The 22097-nt window shown below is 48.2% G+C and carries 15 protein-coding genes; 8 read left to right on the top strand and 7 right to left on the bottom strand.

Features of this window, described 5'->3' with window-relative positions; all coding sequences use genetic code 11:
• Positions 1-60 precede the first annotated feature (60 nt).
• A complete protein-coding gene (locus tag NO559_RS09930) occupies positions 61-2142 on the top strand; it encodes an EAL domain-containing protein (protein ID WP_258331669.1) in 2082 nt (693 codons plus the stop codon).
• A 73-nt stretch (positions 2143-2215) separates the two neighbouring features.
• Here NO559_RS09930 and serB read toward each other — a convergent pair whose 3' ends face one another.
• Complete coding sequence (serB, locus tag NO559_RS09925; protein WP_258331668.1) at positions 2216-3463, bottom strand: phosphoserine phosphatase SerB; 1248 nt, start codon at positions 3461-3463, stop codon at positions 2216-2218.
• A gap of 157 nt (positions 3464-3620) precedes the next feature.
• Between serB and NO559_RS09920 the strand changes: the two genes are divergently transcribed.
• Positions 3621-4796: a hypothetical protein gene (locus NO559_RS09920; RefSeq protein WP_258331667.1), complete on the top strand. Its 1176-nt coding sequence runs from the start codon at positions 3621-3623 to the stop codon at positions 4794-4796.
• Between the two features lie 34 nt (positions 4797-4830).
• Here the strand turns inward: NO559_RS09920 and NO559_RS09915 are convergent, their stop codons facing one another.
• Positions 4831-5505, bottom strand: coding sequence for a TetR/AcrR family transcriptional regulator (locus tag NO559_RS09915; RefSeq protein WP_258331666.1), 675 nt, complete (start codon positions 5503-5505; stop codon positions 4831-4833).
• 361 nt (positions 5506-5866) lie between these two features.
• Here NO559_RS09915 and NO559_RS09910 point away from each other — a divergent pair, with 361 nt between their 5' ends.
• From NO559_RS09910 to NO559_RS09885, 6 genes are all read left to right on the top strand, one after another.
• Positions 5867-7561: an NAD(P)/FAD-dependent oxidoreductase gene (locus NO559_RS09910; protein WP_258331665.1), complete on the top strand. Its 1695-nt coding sequence runs from the start codon at positions 5867-5869 to the stop codon at positions 7559-7561.
• Positions 7562-7669: 108 nt separating this feature from the next.
• Positions 7670-9133, top strand: coding sequence for an aldehyde dehydrogenase (locus NO559_RS09905; RefSeq protein WP_258331664.1), 1464 nt, complete (start codon positions 7670-7672; stop codon positions 9131-9133).
• Between the two features lie 74 nt (positions 9134-9207).
• Positions 9208-11496 (top strand): TonB-dependent receptor, encoded by a 2289-nt coding sequence (locus tag NO559_RS09900; protein WP_258331663.1) that lies wholly within the window; start codon positions 9208-9210, stop codon positions 11494-11496.
• Between the two features lie 116 nt (positions 11497-11612).
• Entirely contained in the window at positions 11613-12803 is a 1191-nt protein-coding gene (locus tag NO559_RS09895) for an MFS transporter (protein ID WP_258331662.1), read from the top strand.
• A gap of 40 nt (positions 12804-12843) precedes the next feature.
• Positions 12844-14271 carry an amidase gene (locus NO559_RS09890; protein WP_258331661.1) on the top strand — a complete coding sequence of 476 codons (1428 nt, stop codon included), beginning with the start codon at positions 12844-12846 and terminating at the stop codon, positions 14269-14271.
• 35 nt (positions 14272-14306) lie between these two features.
• Positions 14307-15734 carry an amidase gene (locus tag NO559_RS09885; RefSeq protein WP_258331660.1) on the top strand — a complete coding sequence of 476 codons (1428 nt, stop codon included), beginning with the start codon at positions 14307-14309 and terminating at the stop codon, positions 15732-15734.
• Positions 15735-15814: 80 nt separating this feature from the next.
• Here NO559_RS09885 and NO559_RS09880 read toward each other — a convergent pair whose 3' ends face one another.
• The 5 genes from NO559_RS09880 to parC all read right to left on the bottom strand — a co-directional run bounded on the left by NO559_RS09880 (position 15815) and on the right by parC (position 21885).
• Positions 15815-16039 carry a DUF2798 domain-containing protein gene (locus NO559_RS09880; RefSeq protein WP_258331659.1) on the bottom strand — a complete coding sequence of 75 codons (225 nt, stop codon included), beginning with the start codon at positions 16037-16039 and terminating at the stop codon, positions 15815-15817.
• A 66-nt stretch (positions 16040-16105) separates the two neighbouring features.
• Positions 16106-17041: a DMT family transporter gene (locus tag NO559_RS09875; RefSeq protein ID WP_258331658.1), complete on the bottom strand. Its 936-nt coding sequence runs from the start codon at positions 17039-17041 to the stop codon at positions 16106-16108.
• Positions 17042-17218: 177 nt separating this feature from the next.
• On the bottom strand, positions 17219-18016 hold the full coding sequence (locus NO559_RS09870; RefSeq protein WP_258331657.1) for an SIMPL domain-containing protein: 798 nt from the start codon (positions 18014-18016) through the stop codon (positions 17219-17221).
• Between the two features lie 43 nt (positions 18017-18059).
• Positions 18060-19367: an FAD-binding oxidoreductase gene (locus NO559_RS09865; protein WP_258331656.1), complete on the bottom strand. Its 1308-nt coding sequence runs from the start codon at positions 19365-19367 to the stop codon at positions 18060-18062.
• A 265-nt stretch (positions 19368-19632) separates the two neighbouring features.
• Entirely contained in the window at positions 19633-21885 is a 2253-nt protein-coding gene (parC, locus tag NO559_RS09860; protein ID WP_258331655.1) for a DNA topoisomerase IV subunit A, read from the bottom strand.
• Between the last annotated feature and the right edge of the window lie 212 nt (positions 21886-22097).

Genomic DNA, 22097 nt, shown 5'->3' with positions numbered 1-22097 from the left:
GCTTCTACAAAGAAGCAAGGCTTAACGGATAATGTTTTTTAACGGTGGTTATTAGAAATTATGGCAAGAAAAAGCACAATCAAGCTGCTACTGGTTAACGAGTCTGACAATGCCGGCGAACACTTAGTCAGCATTTTTCGCAACGCAGGACGCGTCGCCAGAGCGCATAGAGTCGCTTCCGCTGAAGAGCTGTTTACTGCCTTTAAAAATGACGACGACTGGGACTTACTCATCGCCGATGACTTCCATCCCGAAATCAAGCCTGAGCAATGTTTGGAGCAACGCAAAAAATCCAAACTACAACTACCGGTCATAGTCATACGTGAAAATTGCAATAGCCTAGCCAAATTATTTGAGGCAGGAGCCAGCGATGTTATAGACCCTGCCGACCAGGCCAGGCTCTGCCACGCCGCCTTTAGAGAGGTGGACAAATACAATATCATTCGCAAAAACCGCCTGCTTAACGAGCAACTAAGCGAAGCCGAACAGCGCTGCGAAATGTTGCTAGACCAATCACAAGATGCCATAGCCTACATTTCTGACGGCATGATTATAGGCAGCAACCAACTGTTTGCCGAAACCTTTGGCTATAGCGCTGCCGAAGACCTAGACTGCTTCCCCATCGTCGATATGATAGCCGATGAAGATCAGGATAAATTTAAAGGCCTATTAAAAAATCAATTAACCAGCGATGACAGCACCCAGTTTAATTTTTCTGGCCGCAAAGAAAACGGCGAGCAGTTTGACAGCCATGTGCAACTCAGCTGTGCTACCTATGACGACGAACAATGCGTGCAACTTACCATCAGCCAACGCAGCAATGGCGGCGAAAGCGTCGCCAGCATGGATCACGACCCGGCTACTGGCTTATACAGCCATGATTATTTTATTGCCCAACTAGACTCGCATATTAAACAAGCTGCAGCAGGCACCACTATTAGCACCGTGATGTTTATTAGCATCGATCAGTTCGGCTCGCTGCGTCGCCGCATAGGCATTAGCAGTATAGAGGCGGTCATTGCAGACATTGCCAAACATATACAAAGCCACACGCAACAAGATAGCTGCCTAGCCCATTACTGTGACGATGGCTACACCATACTACTATCTGATACCGGCGCCCAAAAAGCGCTAGAGCTAGCTCAAGAGCTGTGCAAAAGCATAGAGTCACACATAGTTGAAGTACACAAGCAATCACTGCAATGCACCGTAAGCATAGGTGTGGTGGCACTGGACGGGAAAGTAACCGACCCCTATCGCATTATTGATGGCGCCTATGAAACCTGCGAACAAATCCGCATCGCCGCCGATAACAAACACATAGGCAATAGCGCGCAAATTCATATTCCAGAACGTGAACGTAAATCCTTAGGGGATGCCAGTGGCGATGCTGAGCTAGACCAAGTTTTAGAAGAAGCATTAGAAGATCAATTATTTTCGCTACTCTTCCACCCCATCGTCAGCCTGCGCGGCAGCAGTGGCGACCATTACGAAGTATTAGTTAACTACAGCGATGAAAACGAGCAACTGCTATCGGCTAATGAGTTTATTGGCCAGCTTAATTTTCAAGCGGTTAATACTCGCCTGGACCGCTGGATTATTTTAGAGGCCACCAAGCTACTTTCCGCCGAACGCGACAAAGGCCAAAATATTAACCTGCTTATTAATTTAACCGCTAACGCGTTACATGATGAAGGCCTAATCCCCTGGCTAAGCGTAGCCTTAAAAGCTGGTGGCCTACCGGCAGATACCATAGCCTTTCAATTTAGTGAACAGGATTTAAATAACAATCTCACCGCCGCCATCAACTTTGCCGAGGCACTACAAAAATCTGGCTGCCGCTTTTCAATTACCAACTTTGGTATGGCCGATGAACCCGTCAAACTACTAAAGCATGTTAAAGCCAATTACGTACGGCTCAGCAACGGCTACACCGAACAACTACAAAACAGCAATGACACCGAGGCGCTAAAAGCCCTGGTTGGCAGCATCAACGAAAACAACAGTAAAGCCATAATCCCCGACATACAAAACGCCTCCGCCCTAGCGGTGCTATGGCAAATAGGCGCGGACTTTATCCAAGGGGATTATCTAGCAGGCCCCAGCAAAACCATGGACCATGAGTTTACGGATATAGCTTAGCGCCCGTAGGGCGCTAAAGAGACAAGAGACAAATTAATAGCCACTCCGGTGAAAACCGGAGCCCAGCTTTTTCTTACAGCTTGCCGCTTTCTACTTGCGACTGCTCCTTTATAGCGTAGCGATCCCCTATACCCAGCAAATACAAAATCCCATCTAAACCTAAAGTCGAGATAGATTGTTTAGCCGATTCTTTGACTAAGGGCTTGGCTCTAAAAGCTATACCCAAACCCGCTATGCTCAACATAGGCAAGTCGTTGGCGCCATCACCTACGGCTATGGCTTGATCTAGGCTAATACCTTCGCGCTGAGCAATTTCACGCAGCAACTCAGCCTTGCGGGCACCATCAACTATAGTGCTGTTAACATTGCCGGTCACCTTGCCATCAACTATCTCTAAGTCATTGGCATAGACATAATCTATACCCAGCATTTTCTGCAGGTATTGACCAAAGTAATTAAAGCCGCCGCTTAAGATAGCGGTCTTATAGCCTAACTGCTTTAACGTGCTAACCAGCTTTTCCGCGCCCTCAGTAACCGGTAGATTTTTAGCGATGCCTGCTAGCACGCTTTCATCTAAACCTTTTAATAAGGCTACCCGCTCTCTAAAGCTAGCTTGAAAATCCAGCTCGCCCTGCATCGCGCGCTCGGTAATTTCTGCTACCTGCTCGCCAACACCGGCCGCTTTGGCTAACTCGTCTATGACCTCGGCCTCTATCAAGGTAGAGTCCATATCAAATACCACCAAGCGACGGTTGCGGCGGAACATATTATCTTCTTGTATGGCCACATCCACATCGTGCTGGTTGGCCAATTGCATCAGCTCGCTGCGAAAGCTGGCCATATCTGCCAAACTGCCGCGCACCGAAAATTCTACACAGGCCTTACTCTTTTCGCTGTTTTCATGGGTGAGTGACACCCGCCCCGATAGGCGCTCTATGCGATCTATGTTGAGACCATGCTTGGCCACGATGTCGGTAAGCGCCGATAAATGCAGCGCCGTAATTTGCCGCGATAACAGCGTAATAATATGGCGGGCCTTACCTTGGCCCTGCACCCAGTGTTCGTAATCTTCTATATCTATAGGGGAGAAGCGCACCGAAAAACCCAGCTCATGCACCTTAAATAAAACATCTTTTAATATGGGCGAGGATTCCGCCGCTGCTGGCACCTCTACCAAGATCCCCAGCGAGAGCGTGTCGTGAATAACCGACTGGCCTATGTCCAGTATATTAACCTCATAGGCAGAGAGTATTTGGGTAATAGACGCCGTTAAGCCGGGCTTATCATCGCCAGCAATATTAATCAGAATGATTTCTTTCACAGGGGGTTCCAATACAACATAGAGAATGTCGCCATTGTAGCGGCCAAAGCTAAGGAAACAAGCGCTATCCGCCAAAAAATGGCTGCCCCAACATAGGGCTTGGTTTATACTGCCGCCATAACAATAAATTTCCGCAGCAACTGGTTGTAGCATTATTTTGATTAAATCACCTCTTCAACAACCCTTTATACGCCAACTCCCCTTTGCCAATAAACTGGCTGCCTGCTGCGCCGCACTGTGTCTGGGCAGCTGCCTAATACTAATTGCCGCCAGCCAGCAATCCATCAAGAGCATAAATAACGCCAACCTAGAGCAGCTGGGCAACCAGCTCAGCCAGCAGCTGGCCATTAGCGCCAGACCCGCGCTAATCCAAGGCGACACCCTCAGCCTGCAATCACTACTGGTAGAGCTGGCCAGCAGCACAGCCATACACCAAGCTGCCATTTTTAACGTAGAGAATAAACCCGTTGCCGAGGCGGGCGAACGCATAGAAGGCAAGGCCTATATGGCCCCCATACACTATCAAGACAGCATTGCTGGCCACAGCCTAATCATCATAAATAACCAGCCCCTAAACACTCGCATTACCGGCCTACTGCTACAGCAACTGCTGCTCAGCCTATTGCTCAGCGCCTGCTGCTACGCCCTATGCCTGTGGCTGGGCGGCAAGCTCAGCCAGCTTTTTGAGCAGTTACAAGCACTGATTGCCGCCCCCAATTACCCCAATAACACGCGCCGAAAAAGCCTGCCTTACCCAGGCCAAGATGAACTGCAACAACTGATAGAGCAAACCCTAAAAGGCCCCAACCCCGCACCGCAAAAAAATATTAATGCTGAGCTGGCCCTACTGCAGATCAATTTTGAACATCAAGACACAGCCCCCAGCCCCGAACAGCTAAAACACTATCAACAGCAACTCAACACCATAGGCAAACTTTACGATGGCCGCGTTGAAGTCAGCCGCCCCTATAGCTTTAGCGCCCTGTTTTATCAAAACAAAGATGAGAACGACCACCCGTTTAAAGCGCTGTGCTGCGGCAAAATTATCGAGCAATTATTTTCCTGCGACAGCAACAGCCTGGCCTTTAACGCTGTTGTTACCATGACCAGCCATAGCGACGACTTTAGCAAGCAACAACTAATCACTCAGGCCTGCGCCCCCCCCCACAGCAAAGGCTTATATGTGGACCCCAGCATACTCGCACACAGCAGTGTTAGCGGCCGCATAGATGGGCTAAATCACAGCGAAGGTGAGATAGTGTTTAACGCCCCCTATAACGAACTAATAGAGCGACAATTCAGCGCCCTGCAATTACAGCTAGAGCGCAGTTAAGCACTCATACCCGCACAAAAAAACAAGCCCAGGCTTAGCGATTAACCAACCTCAGCAGCAATGCCGAAACCGCAAACTTGAGATTATTCATCACCTGTTCACCATTGGCCACATGCCGCACGTACACATCTATCAACACATAGTGAGTCATAGTGAATAAGGTTTGTGCCAAAGCCTGCACCTCCACCTCATCTGCCTCTGGGTAGAAATGCTTAAAGCCCTTAGCCGATGCCTCCACCACAAACTTATCATGCATCAAGTCATGCTGATGCAGCTCTGGGCTAGTGCGCAGCACATTTAGCACCTCGGGCAAGCCCGGCTGATTGGCATATAACTTCACCGTACCCGCCGCTACCTGCTCTACCCAAGCCATGCAATTATCATAGTGCCGCTCGCTGGGCGAATTGCTTAAAAAATTCTGCTTATGAGCATCCAACCACTGGTCGGCAATCACATAAATAATCGACTCTTTATTGGGGAAATACTCATACAGTGACCCCTTAGACATACCCAAGCGCTCCGCCACTTTTTTCATGGTAAAGCCCTCGGCTCCTTCGCTTTGCAATATCTCGCGGGTGGCCTCCAAAATCCGCTCCACTGTTTTGATACCGCGCGGCTGGGAGGGCTGCTTTCTAATTTTTATCTGCTTAGCAGGCTCATCCACTACTACTTTACTCAACTTTGCATCCTCTTCTATCGACAACTCCATAGCACATCTACCTTCAATAACCCCTTACTTAGCCCGTCACAATACTGCCCCATAAGCTACAGCAAAGCCAAGTGGATAAATCTAGAGAGCCCTTGTTAGACCTCAAACCTGCTGCTTTAGGGAACAAATACCACCACAAAAACCCGACCAACAGTCAAATAACAAAATAAAATAACCTAAAAAATCATTTAAACACGTAAAAACACCAATAAAAACCCCTTTGAAAAAGCACATTGACATACAAACAACGAATCAGTATAAATATCACCCGACCAATAGGTCGGAAAACTGGTGTTGTTATACGTTGTAGCACCTAAGGTTTCAATTACCCCGAAAACAATAACGATAACAGGAGGCAATCATGCCTAAACAGCCGCGTATGGCGTACTCACCCATCACCAACATTATCCGCAAAGTGCTGGATGTAGGCGCTAATAGCCATCAGCAAGGCACCCCCCTAAAAGAAGCCTTGGAAATGCACGATGAGCAAGCAGCCACTCTCGCCAAACAACAAAAGCAACTAGCCTTAGAAAGCCAGGATCGCAGGGCCTTTTTGCAAAAAACCGGTGTCGCTGCCGCCGTAGCCGCTGTTAGCACCAGCGGCGTCCTATCCTCCCGCTCCGCCATGGCCCAGGGCGGGCCGCCCTCATCTGGCGTCAAGGTTGCCGTAGTCGGTGCCGGCCTAGCAGGCTTACGCTGCGCCCATAGGCTCAACCAATTAGGCAGCGGTTTTGATGTCACCGTCTACGAGGCCTCTACCCGCTTAGGTGGCCGCTGTTATACCGCCAGAGGTTATTTTGATGACGGCCAAATCACCGAATGGGGCGGTGAATTTATTAATACCGACCAAACCGAAATTCGCAACCTCGCCAATAAGCTAGGGCTCACCTTAGATGACGAACTAGCCTCCCCCCCTGATGGCAAGCAATGGATGGGTTATGTAGACGGCCAATATTACACCGAAAGCCAAATTAATAATGACTGGGATATAGAGCTAATCCTCACCCTCAACAATGCCCTTAAGGCCGCCCCCAACCCAGGCCAAGTCACTTACGAAAACTATAACGCTGAACATCTGCGCCTAGACAATATGCTAGCCGCCGACTGGATGGATGAAATAGGCCTAGGCCGCAACAGCTCTATAGGCCGCTTAATGCTGGGCTTAGGCGTTAGTGAGCTAGGAGTAGACCCCGATCAACAGTCCGCCCTCAATATGCTGGGCATTATGTCATCTAAGCCCCACCCCGCCCCCGAGCGCTTTCGCATCAGAGGCGGTGCCGACCAGTTAATTACCGGCATGGAACAAGAGCTACCCGCTGGCTCGGTAATTACCGATAAAGCCCTAACTGCCATCCAAGGCAGCGCCAACGGCCCTTATACCCTCAGCTTTAACGATGGCAGCAGCGCGGTATGTGACGCACTGGTACTAGCCCTACCTTTTACCACCCTGCGTGATGTTGATATTGCTCCCGCTATTTGGAATGCCTTTAGGCCACAAAAACGTCAGGCCATTAATGAACTGGGCATGGGCCACAACGCCAAAGTGCAAGTGCAATGTAATAGCCGCACCTGGCACAACCCCATTACCGCTAACGGCGAATTGATCACCCCTAACGGCAACACCCTAACTGACCCCGATAGCCACATTGTGAGCTGGGACCCCACCTCTAACCAGGCGGGCAGCAAAGGTGTATTAGCCAACTACCTGGGCGGCAGTAAAGGCATCAACCTTAGCAGCACCCAGCCCTTTCAGGTGTCACATGCCAATGACATCAATAACTTTTTAAACAGCATAGAAAACGTTTTCCCCGGCACCGCCGCCGCCTTTAATGGCAAGGCACTGACTTCAGCCTGGGAAATAAACCCTTGGTCTAAAGGCTCATATTCCAGCTTTTGGCAAGGGCAATACACAGCCTTTGGCGGCGCCGCAGCAAAACAAGAAGGCAATATCTTCTTTGCCGGCGAACACACCGACAACAAAGATCATGGCTACCTTAACGGTGCCGTGCGCTCTGGGGAGCGAGCCGCGATAGAAGTGTTACACACCTTCTATTAAGGCCTTAAGCGTCACTAAACAAATTTTTAACAAAAAAGAATCAACTTTTAGGCCTGTTTAGTGGCGCTCTTTTTTAAGCCCAACACAAACAAAAGAAGTTACTGATTTATGCAAATGTATATAAACGGCCAGTGGCAAGACGCCCACGATGGCGACCAAATTGAAGTGATCAACCCCGCCACCGAAGCCGTACTAGACACGGTACCCAATGCCTGCAGCGTCGATGTAGACAAAGCCGTCGCCAGCTCAAAATTAGCCTTTCAGCAATGGAGAAAAACCGTAGTGCCCAGCCGCAGCCTTTTGCTACACGGCATGGCCAGAAAGTTAGAGCAACACAAAGAGCAACTGGCTCAGCAATTAACCCTAGAGCAAGGTAAAACCTTGTTTGAGTCACACTGTGAAATCGAGTGGTCAGTAGAGTGCATAGACTACTACGCCGAACTGATTAAAAACGGCATAGGCCGAGTACTCCCCCCCATACACGAATCAGCTTTTAACTTTGTACTCAAAGAACCTTACGGCGTCACTGCCTGTATTACCCCTTTTAACTACCCCTTATTACTGTTGTTTTGGAAAATTGCCCCAGCGCTAGCCGCAGGCAATACCGTCATTATTAAACCATCTGAAAAAACACCGCTGACTACGCTAATGCTGGCCGATAGGGTGTTTGATGATTTTCCTAGCGGAGTTATCAATATCATTACCGGGCTGGGTGAAAAAATGGGCGATGCACTTACCTGCCACCCCGATGTACCTACCATAGCCTTTACCGGCTCCAGCCGTACCGGCACACGCATCGCACAAAAAACCGCGGGCATGGTAAAAAATTTACATCTAGAACTGGGCGGTAAAGATGCCGCTGTAGTCGCCCCCGATGCCGATATTGCCTTAGCCGCCCGAGCCTTTGGCAGCTCCTCTATATGGAACGCCGGGCAAATATGCACATCAACCGAACGCATCTATGTACCGCAACAACATTACCCATTATTTATAGAGCAGTTATTAGCGGTTTATCAATCTATCAACATAGGCCCCGGCGATAACCCCAACAGCCAAATGGGGCCACTATGCGATGAACAGGGCCTTAAAAAAATTGACCTGCACGTACAGGATGCCATTAGCAAAGGCGCTAAAGTTTTATGCGGCGGCGAGCGTAGCAAACATTTACAGCAAGGTTATTTTTACCCGCCCACACTTATCACCAACGCCAATCACAGCATGCTATGCATGAGCGAAGAATCCTTCGGCCCCATAGTTGCAGTAATGCCCTACCAAAGTTTTGAGCAAGCCATAGATTACGTTAACGACAGCATTTATGGCCTAGGCGCCTGCCTTATGAGCAATGACGCCCAATTGATACGGCAATTTTTTCAAAACGTTAAAGCTGGAACCATCTGGATCAACGACCCCCTACCTGACAATGTTGCCGGCCCCTTCGGCGGCATGAAACAAAGCGGAACCTCAGCCAGAGAGTTAGGCCCCGAAGGGTTGGAAAGTTTTTTAGAAACTAAACACGTGCACTGGGAGTTTGACCCCCAGCAGCGGCAAGAGAATTGGTTTGGCGGCGAATAAAACCAAACTAGTAGTAAGCGCAATAAAGTAACAGCAAAACCACAATAATAATGGATAACAGACTGGAGAATGTAATGAACAATAAAAAACGACTAGTTACAGCCATCGCTACCGCAGTGGCTATTAATGCCAACCTCAGCTATGCCGCTGTACTAGAAGAGGTGATAGTTAGCGCCCAAAAACGTAACGAAAGCTTACAAGACGTACCCATCGCCGTGGCAGCCTTTTCACAGGAAGATTTAAAAAAATCCGGCGCCAATGCAGTGCAAGATTTAATTGAGTTTGTACCCGGCGTAGAACTGTTTGACGACCGCGGTGCAGGCCAACCCACCTGGGTTATACGCGGCGTAGGCTTGGCAGATTTTAACTCCAACAACACCCCAGCCTCTGCCATTTATTATGATGACTTTTACCTCACCTCCAATGTCATGGGCGGCATAGGCTTATTTGATATAGAACGGGTAGAAATACTAAAAGGCCCACAAGGCGGCCTCTATGGTAAAAATACCAGCGGTGGCGCCGTACTCATACACTCACAAGCCCCCTCACTGCAAGATGGTAACAACGGTTACTTAAAAGCCTCTTATGGCAAATGGAACAGCAGCACCCTGGAGGGCGCTGTAGGCACCGCCCTTAGCGACAAAGTTGCCATACGCTTAGCGGCCACCACCCACCAAGGTGGCGGCTGGCAAGACTCCTTAGCCACTGCCAAAGATGACGAATGGGGCGACAGTGATTTTAGCGCCTACCGTGCACAATTATTATTTCAGGCCAATGACAATGTCGATGTGCTCTTTAAAGTGGATGGCGGCTACGACCGCTCCGAAACCACACTGCTATACAATCAGCCGGTATACGATGCCATGGGTAATTTCTGTCAGGCAGCCCTCAATGGCAAAGCCGATGAAGACAGCTGCTTTACCTTTGGTAACGTACTAGACCCCAGCCTACCGCTGCCCTCAGAGCAAGATAGAGACGGCACCAAAGTATTAGCACCGCCCACCAATGAGCTAGATAATTCATGGCAGGCTTTTGCCATGCATATCAACTGGGATATGAGTTTTGCCACCTTTACCGCCATCACCGGCTATATCGATTACGAAAATAAACAAGAGTTTGACTTTGATGCCGAAGCGCCCAACTTTTTAAATGAAAGAGAAGGCGATGCCGAAATTAAATCTTGGTCGCAAGAATTTAGACTGACCTCTAACGGCAATGGCAAACTGGATTGGTTAATAGGCTTTACTTATGCCGAGGACGAAATCAGTGATAACCGCAAAGGTGACTTAACCGATTTTCCATTTTTCCAAACCTCTAGCGAAAGAGGCTTTGAGCAAGAAAACGAATCCTGGTCGGCCTATGTACAGTTAAAATACCAAATCAATGACTACTTAGCTGCCAATGGCTCACTGCGTTACACTGATGAAGAAAAAGAAATTTTTAACGTATTTCATTTCGACGAAGATCCTCTTAACAACTTTGGCGGGCCTAGCTACATTCTAAATAATATAAAAACCGACTATAAATTAGAGCACAATTACTCCGGCCACTTAGGCTTAGATTGGACGCCTACCGAAGATATATTAGTTTACGGAAAAATAACCCAAGGCTTTAAATCCGGCGGTTTCTTTGGCGGTTTCTCCTTTTATGAAAGTGACGTACAGCCCTATAAAGAAGAACATGTACTTTCCTATGAAGTAGGCTTTAAAAGTAATTGGCTAGACAACACCCTACGCGTTAACGGCGATGTCTTCTTTTACGATTACCAGGAAGTGCAAGGCTTTATAGTCATAGAAAGTGATGTCACCAACACCCAGCTATCGAAACTAGATAATATGGGTGACGCCGAACACTTAGGTTATGAGCTAGATATTATTTGGCTGCCCCAAGCAGTAGAGGGCTTAAAACTATCCGGCAGCTTTACCTGGCTAGACGCCGAATTTACCGAAGCCAAAAAAACCCCAGTGTTTGACCCCGCAGGTAATACTCAAACCCTAGATGGTTTAGACAGAACCTTTGCACCTGACTTTAGCTATACCCTGCAAGCCAATTACAGCTGGATGCTTAGTGACGCCTACGAGGCTGAAGCTGAGCTGGGTTATAACTGGCGCGACGATATAGTCTCCAAAGACTCCACTATCAGCCCACTGGATCACGCCGCCAAAGGCCAAGATGGATACGGCCTGTTAAACGCGCGCTTTGCTATCGCCGATGTGGAGGGACGCTGGGAACTTGCGCTGGCGGGTAAAAACTTAGCCAACGAAGAGTATGCCGCCCGTGTTACCACAGATGATGTTGTGACCTACCCGCTAGTACCAGGGCAACCTCGTAGCTGGTCTATAGAGGCGTTATACAACTGGTAGCAAGCTCTATGTAAAAACCTAGCTGCATTTATTCTGCCAAAGCTATAGGCATATAAATGCAGCTTCCTAACAACCACTGTGCCGCTTATCACGGCATAGTCGCCTACGGCTAAGTTATGAATACATCTTATCTTGAAGAAACAGTTGCCAGTAATCACAGTACTAATGAGACTAGCCTGTTCCGCCCGCGAGCTATCGCCGCAGCGCTATGGCTTAATCTTATAGGCTCACTCATGGTGCTAATTCAGCCCGTCATTATCGGCGCCAGTGCCAATCAATTTAGCCTCAATAATCAACAGCTGGGTTATTTTTCTGCCGCCCTATTATTGCTATACAGCCTTAGCTCTACCTCTGCACTATTTTGGGTAAGGCGCTATAACTGGCAATACAGTGCAGCAATTAGTTTAGCGCTATTTATTATTGGCTGCTTTATTGGCTTTTCTTCCCAACTATATATCAGCAAACTCATAGGGTTTGCCTGCATAAGTTTGGGCAGCGGTGCTTTGTATTCACTTAGCCTGATTATTTTATCTGATACTGCCAACCCCGACCGCGCGTTTGGCTATGCAGTTTCTTTACAAGTCACAGGATCCAGCCTGCTAATTTTTCTTACCCCACAAGCCATCAACCTATGGGGCTTCGATAGCATATATAGCTTAATGGCAATTTTAGCGCTATCAGGGCTGGCGGTTATTTATTGGCTGCCCTGCGCTGGCAGAGCAGTAGCTGATCTTAGCCCCAGTGCATTGGGCGTGCTCGCCAATCCTAAAGCTTTACTTTCTGTTGCTGCCTGCTTTTTATTTTTCTTCAACATAGGCAGTGTCTGGACCTATATAGAAAGAATGGGCGTAGCTTCCAACTTAAGCACCGAAAGCGCCAGCACCCTGCTAGCCATAGCCGCCATGATCGCCATCATAGGCTCTTTGGCCGCATCCTATTTAGGCGATCGCTATGGCAGGATTAGACCCTTAGGCTTAGCAACCGCTGGCATAGTGTTAGCTGTTTATGGCTTGTCTTTTACTATATCGGCAGAATTTTATTTTATGGCCGCACTGCTATACGCCGCCATGTGGAATTTTTCCATGCCCTATCAATATGCCGCAGTTAATCAATGCGATCCATCCGGCAAAGCGGTGGCGTTAACGCCAGCTTTTCAAACCCTAGGCGGCGCAATGGGCCCAGCCGCCGCGGGCTTATTAATTTCTAATAGCAATTTTATTGCCGTGGGGCATTTAGCCACCGGCGGCGTAGTACTGAGCTTATGCCTGTTTGCCCTAGCCTTAAAAAACACGGGCAAAACAATTTAATTTTTACCATCAAAACACTTATGTATTAAAGGAAAGCATTATGTCTAATGAATTGTGTTATTTGTCGGCGGTAGAGGCCATACAATTATTTAGCTCTGGAGAACTATCACCGGTAGAGTTATTACAGGCGCAAATCGAGCGCGCCCAACAAGTAGAGCCCGAAGTAAACGCTTTGGTATATACCTTTTATGACGAAGCCATGGACATGGCCAAGGCTGCCGAAAAAGCCTATCAAAATGGCACCGCCAGACCCTTAGAGGGCATAACACTGGCAGTAAAAGATGAGCTTGCCCACAAGGGCAAACCCAACTCTCACGGCTCATTATTATTAAAAGACCATGTATCCGACAGCAATGCACCTATGATGCAGCGCTTGCTTGATGCTGGTGCTATTCCTCATGCCCGCACTGCCACACCTGAGTTTTGTATGCACTCGTGTACTATGTCGAAATTATGGGGGGTTACTCGCAACCCATGGAACTTAGCTTATAGCCCCGGCGGCTCATCGGGTGGCTCGGGTGCGGCATTAGCCTCAGGCACAACCACTATAGCCACCGGCAGTGATATTGCAGGCTCTATACGCATACCCGCGTCACAAAACGGCATAGTCGGTTACAAGCCGCCTTTTGGTCGCGTACCGCAATCACCGCCCTGGAGCTTTGACACTTACTGCCATGAAGGCCCTATGGCTAGGACTGTAGCCGACACCATTTTATTCCAGAATCAGATTAACGGCCCCCACCCCAGTGATATTGCCAGCCTAAGCCCCAAGCTTATCCTGCCCAATAGCTATGACAATATCGCCGGTATGCGCATAGCCTACAGCTTAGATTTTGAACATCGCGAAGTGGATAATGACATACGCGAAAACACCTTAATGGCCTTGCAGAAATTCCGCGATCTGGGCGCCATAGTTGAAGAAGTCTCTATAGGATGGACCAAGCGCTGCCGCCAAACTTATTTAACCCACTTATATTTTTATGCCATGGGCATATTGAAAAAATCTCTCACCGATGCTGTGCAGTACGAGCAGCTCACCAGCTATGTACGCTTTTTACTAGAGCAATCTAATGGCGTTAGCATCCCCGATATTATTGACGCCAAGCAACATGAAGGTGAAATGTACCAGCAGTTTACCCAGGCCACCGCCGACTATGATTTATTTATCTGCCCCACCATGGCTACCGCCAGCTTTGCCGCCGACTGGGATTTTAGTACCACGCCCTTAGAAATAAACGGCAAAAAAATAGAGCCTATGTTTGTAACGGAAATGCTGACCTATTACTTCAATATACTCAGCCGCTGCCCGGTATTAAACATGCCAGCAGGTAAAGATAGAAACAATGTACCCACCGGTATACAAATCGTTGGTAAGGCTTACGACGAACACACAGTGTTTAGAGCAGCTAGCGCCTATGAAGCGATTAATAAACCATTCTTTGCTACCTGTGATTATCCAAAGCTTTAATGTCTAGCTAATCGTGAGCGTAAGGTTATTCAATAATGTCTGAAGAGCTTTGCTATTTATCGGCAACAACGGCCATCAAACACTTTTTATCGGGCGAACTATCGCCCGTAGATATTCTGCAGGCACAAATTGCCAGAGCAGAAAAAGTGGAACCTTCTGTTAATGCCTTAGCCTTTCAGTTTTATGATCAAGCCTTACAGGCCGCGCAAGCGGCCGAGCTCGCTTATAGGCAAGGTCGCGCCAAACCCTTAGCAGGTATCACCCTAGGGGTAAAAGATGAGACCGCACAACAAGGCAGGCCTTGCACGCAAGGTTCGCTATTATTAAAAAACGCTATCGCCGATAATACTTCGCCTATGTTACAGCGCTTGCTAGACGCAGGCGCTATTGCCCATGTACGCACCACCACCCCTGAATTTTGCATGCACTCCAATACTGTTTCCAAGCTATGGGGCGTTACCCGCAACCCTTGGAATAAAGCCTATAGTGCTGGCGGCTCATCGGGCGGCTCGGGTGCAGCACTGGCTTCAGGCACGGCGACCTTAGCTACCGGCAGTGACATAGGCGGCTCTATTCGCATACCGGCCTCACACAACGGCATAGTCGGCTATAAACCGCCCTACGGCCGAGTGCCACAATCACCACCGTGGAATTTTGATACTTACTGCCACGAAGGCCCTATGGCCAGATCGGTAGCAGATATTATTTTATTTCAAAACCAAATTGCAGGCCCTCACCCCAGTGATATTTGTAGCCTCAGCCCTAAACTTATTTTGCCCAACAGCTATGACAATATTGCCGGTATGCGCATAGCCTACAGTTTAGATTTAGGTCACAGGGAAGTGGATAGAGATGTACAAAAAAACACCTTGACCGCAGTTAAAAAATTTCAAGACTTAGGCGCCATAGTAGAAGAAGTCGCTATAGACTGGAACGAGCAATGTATAGAGACCTTTTTTACCCACATCTATTTTTATGCCATCAATATTTTAAAACAGCAGTTTGCCTCGCCTGCACAACTAGAACAGTTAACGCCCTATGTACAGTCGCTATTTGCCGACAGCAAAGTGATTAGTATAGATGATTTACTCAAGGCCAAAGCCCATGAAGCTGAAATGTATAATGCCTTCAACCGCGCCATGGATTCTTATGATGTATTGATATGCCCCACTGCAGCCACCGCAAAAGTACCCGCCGATTGGGACTATAGCGTTAACTCGCTAAGCATTAACGATAAATTGATTAGCCCTAATTTTGGCTCTGATTCCATGACCTATTATTTTAATAGCTTAAGCCGCTGCCCGGTGCTGAGCATGCCCTCCGGCAAAGACAGCAATAATGTTCCTACCGGCATACAAATTGTGGGCAAGGCCTACGACGAGCACAGTGTATTTAAAGCCGCCAGCGCCTATGAAACACTGCAACCGCCTTTTTTTGCTGATGGGGACTACCCTGTTTTTTAAATCCACAATGAGCAGGGCTAACGCTCAACTCGAAAAAACCTAGCCAAAAGATAGCGCCATCAATAAAAAGCGCCAGCTGATTATTTGCTAATCACTAAATTAACCAGCCGTTTAACCAGCGGCGAGATAACAATAATCGTAGGAAAAGCAATTACAAAAGAAATACCCCAGGCCCGCAACCAAATAGCAAAAATATTTTCCACCAGCCCCACATTGAGTAAACTCACCACCATAGACATAATGGCAGACATTAACAACGACATAAAAAAAGAAAATACATAAGTCGTATATTTTTTGGAAATCACTCTCTGCTCTCCTACTCTTTAATGCACTTTTTCTAATACTATAGAAAGCTAGTCACTGTTAGCGTATTAGGCCAAAGCGCTATCATCGACCTCAGGCTGATCACCTTCCATTAACTCAGCGATTAACATACCTGCGATAATAAAGCCCGCACCCAGCCAAGCATAGCTGCTCAAGGTTTCTGACAAAATCCAAAAACCGCCCAGTGCCGCAAATAAAGGTTCAGTGGCATATATCACCCCTACGCGCCAAGCATCCAAATATTTTTGGCCTATGGTCTGTGCCACATAGGCCAAGCTAGTCCCTACCGTGCCGCCTAGCAACAACGCTAGCCATAGGGTTTGCCCCACTTCAGTGTTGGCATTGCTAATCAGGTGTTCGGGTAATGCCAGTAAAGATTCCTGCTCGTAATAAGCCGCTGCCAGCAGACTTAACAAAGTTACTGTAATTAATTGCACCTGCGTTAGCGCCAGCGGATCTACCTCGCGCACATAAACGCCGGTATACACAATATGCACCGCAAACATCAATGCACATAACAACACCAGCAACTCACCGCTACCAAAACCCGATAAGCCACCGGTCAGCAGCAAGGTGCCCACTACCGCCAGTGCTACCCCCAGCCACACAAACCACTGTTGTGGCTGCTTTAGCCATAGCAGAGCAATAATAGGCACCAAAATAACATTTAAGCCGGTAATAAAACCGGCATTGCTGGCCGTAGTGTATTGCAGGCCTATAGTTTGCGCCGCAAAGCCCGTAAACAAAACTGCCCCTAAAATAATGCCATGATGCAACACTGATTTGTTTAGCTTGGCCCACAAGGGCTGCCTTAGCAGAATAAAGTAAAGTGACAAACTGATAACAGCAATGCCAAAACGCAAGGTATTAAAGGTATTGGGGCCTAAGGTATCCAGCGATTTATGTACCAGGGAAAACTCTATACCCCAAACAAAACTCACAAACAGTAACACCCAACCCCAAAAATGTGCTTTTGACTGCATAAGACGACCAACAATAGATAATAAAAGGAAGCGCAGTTTAACTGCTGCATAATATTTACACAAAAAGGATTAGGGCAAAGCTTTATATTTAATCAGGCATTAGCGTGGGGGCGTTTAACGCTAGCAGCAGGCTGCGAATACATCCCTGTAATTCGCCGCTGCGGTGTGACTTTAAAATTACTTAGCAGCGGCCCTAGGCTCAATTTTAAAATCTACTGTCAGGTCAGCCCTATACGCCACCTCATCAAAGGAGGCCTCCGCTGTAGCCTGGGGCTGGCCCATATAGCTCATGGCGGCATCCTGTACACTGCGCTTTACTTTTTTAGCGCTTAATACTACCTCTTCTAACATAGCAGCACCGCGGGTGGCAGCATGAACAGTTGCGCCCTCACGAAAATTAACCGGAGTTAAACTCACCCCCAAAGAATTTTCATAAAAGGTTTTTTGCTGCATCACTTTATTAAGTGCCAACTGTTTAACCTTATTATTAAACTCGTCTTTTTGACTGTGCTTAAAACTGGTATCCGATAGCTCTATGGCCGCGCTTTCATCGGCCACTACCGCCAGGGATTTTAAGTGTGACTCTTCTGATATTTCCACCGCCATACGGTTTATCACTTTATAGCTGCTGGGTTTGCTACCAAACCAGCCAAACTGCGGCGAGGTTGCGAATTTAGCACTGTTAATATGCTTAGCCGCTATACCGGCGGCTAGTAATTTTTGCTTAACTTGCTCACGCAGCGAGCTGTTTTTAGCCAGTGCATCCGCCAGGTTTTTCTCTTCGGTAGTAAACACTAAACTGACTATGGCGGTATCAGAGTAGGCTGTTTCTTCGGCACTGGCGTGTATGCTAACTATGCTATCTTGGGGGTGTAAAAAGCGGCGCAGTTCTTCAGGGCCGCCTTTGACTTCGGGCTCTGCTATGGCAGCCATGCTAAATAATATTGCCGCCACGCTCATAGTGATTATCTTCATATTAAGTCCTTATTAAAAAATCAGAAAAACCTAAGGCCTGCGCTTAACGCAGCGAGGCCCAGATATCCTGTAAATAGAAAAAACTAGATCCTAATAGAAAACCCGGTTTACGTAATAAAGTTCCACCGGGAAAGCTATAATGTTTGATTTGCTGCCAGGCATCATAGCGCTCTGTGCGGCCCATCACTTTTTCTGCCAAGACTCGCCCGGCAATATGGGCAGGCACCACACCGTGGCCAGAAAAGCCCTGAGCAAAATAAACATTGGCCTCGTACTCACCCACATAGGGCATACGGTTAACAGATAAATCGATATGGCCGCCCCAGGCATAATCAATTTTGACATCTGCCAATTGCGGGAAAACTTTTAACATATCCTTACGCATAACCTTAGCGATATTTTTAGGGTCTACGCCGCGATAAATGGTTTTACCACCAAACAATAAACGGCCATCGGCCGATAGGCGAAAATAATCCAAAATATGGCGCAGGTCGCACACGGCAGCATCGGTGGGCAGTAACTGCTTAGCCCGCTCCGCCCCTAAAGGCTCGGTAGCAATAATAAAAGTGCTGGCGGGCATGATTTTCTTCTGCAACTTGGGTGCGGTTTTACCCAAATAACAGTTGCCCGCTAAAATTACTTGCTTGGCTTTAACACTGCCCTGCTCGGTATACAGCTTAGGCTCGTCGCCAGCATCCACTTTTATGACCGGCGAGTGCTCAAAAATACGCACCCCCAAACTAGCTGCGGCCTTGGCCTCGCCCAGGGCATAGTTTAAGGGGTGAAAGTGGCCGCTGCCCTCATCAAATAAACCGCCTATATACCTATCGCTGGCCACATGCTGTTGCATGTCTTGCTGTGATAATACCGTCACCTTGTGAGGGTAGCCCCACTGCTCTAGCTCTTCAGCGTAATGCTGTACGTCGGCCAAATGCGGCTTATACATGGCGGCAGTGACATAGCCTTTTTTAATATCTGCCTCTATGCCGTATTTTTCGGCACGCTGATAAATAATTTGCTTACCCTCTTCACTCATCTCAGCAAAGAGGGTGGCGGTATCGCGACCAAAGCTATTGGCCAAGTCATCATAACCAGCATTCCAGCCACCGATGATTTGGCCGCCGTTACGGCCCGAGGCTGCCCAGCCCATTTTTACCGCCTCTAACAACACCACACTATGGCCTTGTTCGGCCAGCTCTATAGCTGCCGACATGCCAGCATAGCCGCCGCCCACTACGCAAACCTCAGCCTCTATATGCTCGCTTAGCGCGGGGAAGTCGGTAGCGCCATTAGCACTGGCTGCGTAATAGGAATTAATATGTTGGCCTTGGGCCTGTTCAAAAATATTCATACCTTAACCTCTATATTTTGCTGCACAGCAGCACTACGCTATGAACTAGCATAGCGTAGGCAAGCTGCAGTATTGAAAATAATTTTTGGGTAGCACTCGTTATCCGTCTTTTAACGGCTAACGGGTTTAAGCACTAAAGCGCTACCAAAGAATAGAAAACATGATGGCCCACAGGGTGGCCGTCATGTTGAGGTAGGTTTTGGCGATAACAAAACCCAGATAACGTATGGGAGTATTTAGCTGCATAGACTAGCTGGGTGCTGGATTAATCCAGCACCTCTATACGGTCAACTTTCTGAAAACCACGGGGTAATTTATTACCGCGGCGGCCACGCTCACCGGCATAGTGGTCCAGCTCGTTAAATTTCATATTTAGGTAACGCTTGCCAGCATGTACCCGCAAGCTTTGGCCTGCGCGTATCACCTGTACGCCCACCATAAATTCTTCACGGGCTTGTAAGCGCGCCGAGGGTATGCCGATAATTTTATTACCTTTACCGCGCGCCATCACCGGCAAGTCGGCAATGGGAAACAACAGCATACGGCCCTCATTGCTCACCGCCACGACGTTAGCACCTTCGGCCTCACCTACCGGCGAAGGCTGTAGCACGCGGCCACCTTTAGGTAGGGTTAACGCTGCTTTACCGGCTTTATTTTTACTCTGTAAATCTTCGTACTTAACAATGAAACCGTAGCCAGCATCAGAGGCAAGCAAATACAAATCGTCAGCCTTACCCATTAATAAGCCTTCAAAGCGCACTCCCGAAGGCGGGTTAATGCGACCGGTTAGCGGCTCGCCCTGGCCACGAGCCGAGGGCAGGCTATGGGCAGCAACAGTATAAGAGCGGCCACTGGAGTCCAGTATGACCACCGATTGGTTAGACTTACCTCGGGCGGCTAAGTGCAGGTTATCCCCCGACTTATAACTCAGCGCGGCAGGGTCTAACTCATGGCCTTTACCTGAGCGTATCCAGCCTTTTTCTGACAGCACCACGGTTACCGGTTCGGTGGTCATTAATTCTTCTTCGCTAAAGGCGCGAGCCTCAGCACGGCTGACTATGGGTGAGCGTCTATCGTCACCGTATTCGTCCACTACCGCTTGTAGCTCTTTTTTCACCAGAGTTTTTAGTCGTCTGGGTGAGCCTAAGGTGGTTTCTAGATTTTCGCGCTCTTTGTTTAGCTCTTCCTGCTCGGCGCGTATTTTCATTTCTTCCAAACGCGCTAATTGCCGCAACTTGGTATCGAGTATGTAATCGGCCTGCACTTCACTTAACTCAAAGCGGGCCATTAATACTTTTTTAGGCTCGTCTTCGGTGCGAATAATATGGATGACTTCATCTATGTTGAGGAAGGCAATTAATAAACCGTCTAATTTGTGTAAGCGCTCCAGCACTTTATCCAAGCGGAACTGCAAACGGCGAGTGGTAGTGTCTATTCTAAATTCTAACCACTCACTTAAAATACGATTAAGCGGCTTCACCTGTGGGCGACCATCTATGCCTATCATATTCATATTGATGCGATAGGTGCGCTCTAAATCGGTAGAGGCAAACAGGTGGTTCATCATGGGCTCTACATCTACCCGATTGGAACGCGGCACTATCACCAAACGGGTGGGGTTTTCGTGATCTGACTCATCGCGTAAGTCCGCTACCATGGGCAGTTTTTTGGCCTGCATTTGTGCGGCTATTTGCTCTAATATTTTTGAACCCGATACCTGATGCGGCAAGGCGGTAATAACCACATCGGGGCCTTCTTTTTGCCATATCGCCCGCATACGCATGCTGCCTTTGCCAGTTTCATACATTTTTTGTATGTCGGCGGGGGCAGTAATAATTTCTGCTTCGGTGGGGTAGTCGGGACCCTGCACAAACTCCATTAGTTCCGTCACGGTGGCTTTGGGATTTTCTAACATGTGTATGGTGGCGCCTATCACCTCCCGTACATTGTGCGGGGGGATATCAGTCGCCATGCCCACCGCTATGCCAGTAACACCATTAAGCAATACCGAGGGTGCTCTTGAAGGCAGCACCTTGGGCTCGTCCATGGTGCCATCAAAGTTGGGCTGCCAGTCTACCGTGCCCTGGCCTAGCTCTGATAACAACACATCGGCAAAGCCATGTAATTTAGATTCGGTGTAACGCATGGCGGCAAAGGATTTAGGGTCATCCTGCGAGCCCCAGTTACCCTGGCCATCGATTAGCGGGTAGCGGTAGGAGAAAGGCTGGGCCATTAACACCATGGCCTCATAGGCGGCGCTATCGCCATGCGGATGGAACTTACCTATTACGTCACCCACGGTACGAGCAGACTTTTTGTATTTGGCTCCGGCCTTGAGGCCCAGCTCACTCATAGCATAGATAATACGGCGCTGCACCGGCTTAAGGCCGTCGGCTATATTAGGCAGGGCCCGGTCGAGAATAACGTACATGGAATAATCGAGGTATGCTTTTTCGGTGTAATGCTTGAGGGAGAATTGCTCTACCCCATCTTCACCAATAATAACCTGCTGTGACATAGAGGGTTCCTGACTTACGTAGTGCTAAGTGTGTTACTGCTGTGCATACAAGGGCCAACACAGCAAAAAATTAGCCACGATTATCTCTGAGAAATCAGCCCGTTACCAGCCATCATAGGTGTTTTACGCAGGCTGGGATGGGTAATTACTTAGTTTCACGCGGCCGCTTAAAACTTATACTGTACAGCAATTAAACAACGCCACTATCACTC

Origin of the sequence: Dasania sp. GY-MA-18, from assembly GCF_024734385.1 — a bacterium.
Lineage (GTDB): Bacteria > Pseudomonadota > Gammaproteobacteria > Pseudomonadales > Dasaniaceae > Dasania > Dasania phycosphaerae.
Note: the sequence above shows the minus strand (reverse complement) of the source record. Positions and strands in the feature narration are given on the sequence as shown.

What these genes read in the sequence shown, in the direction of transcription:
- NO559_RS09930 (WP_258331669.1), top strand. Translation starts at nt 61, where the DNA reads ATGGCAAGAAAAAGCACAATCAAGCTGCTACTGGTTAACGAGTCTGAC.
- NO559_RS09915 (WP_258331666.1), bottom strand. Translation starts at nt 5,505, where the DNA reads ATGGAGTTGTCGATAGAAGAGGATGCAAAGTTGAGTAAAGTAGTAGTG.
- NO559_RS09910 (WP_258331665.1), top strand. Translation starts at nt 5,867, where the DNA reads ATGCCTAAACAGCCGCGTATGGCGTACTCACCCATCACCAACATTATC.
- NO559_RS09905 (WP_258331664.1), top strand. Translation starts at nt 7,670, where the DNA reads ATGCAAATGTATATAAACGGCCAGTGGCAAGACGCCCACGATGGCGAC.
- NO559_RS09900 (WP_258331663.1), top strand. Translation starts at nt 9,208, where the DNA reads ATGAACAATAAAAAACGACTAGTTACAGCCATCGCTACCGCAGTGGCT.
- NO559_RS09895 (WP_258331662.1), top strand. Translation starts at nt 11,613, where the DNA reads ATGAATACATCTTATCTTGAAGAAACAGTTGCCAGTAATCACAGTACT.
- NO559_RS09890 (WP_258331661.1), top strand. Translation starts at nt 12,844, where the DNA reads ATGTCTAATGAATTGTGTTATTTGTCGGCGGTAGAGGCCATACAATTA.
- NO559_RS09885 (WP_258331660.1), top strand. Translation starts at nt 14,307, where the DNA reads ATGTCTGAAGAGCTTTGCTATTTATCGGCAACAACGGCCATCAAACAC.
- NO559_RS09875 (WP_258331658.1), bottom strand. Translation starts at nt 17,041, where the DNA reads ATGCAGTCAAAAGCACATTTTTGGGGTTGGGTGTTACTGTTTGTGAGT.
- NO559_RS09870 (WP_258331657.1), bottom strand. Translation starts at nt 18,016, where the DNA reads ATGAAGATAATCACTATGAGCGTGGCGGCAATATTATTTAGCATGGCT.
- NO559_RS09865 (WP_258331656.1), bottom strand. Translation starts at nt 19,367, where the DNA reads ATGAATATTTTTGAACAGGCCCAAGGCCAACATATTAATTCCTATTAC.
- parC (WP_258331655.1), bottom strand. Translation starts at nt 21,885, where the DNA reads ATGTCACAGCAGGTTATTATTGGTGAAGATGGGGTAGAGCAATTCTCC.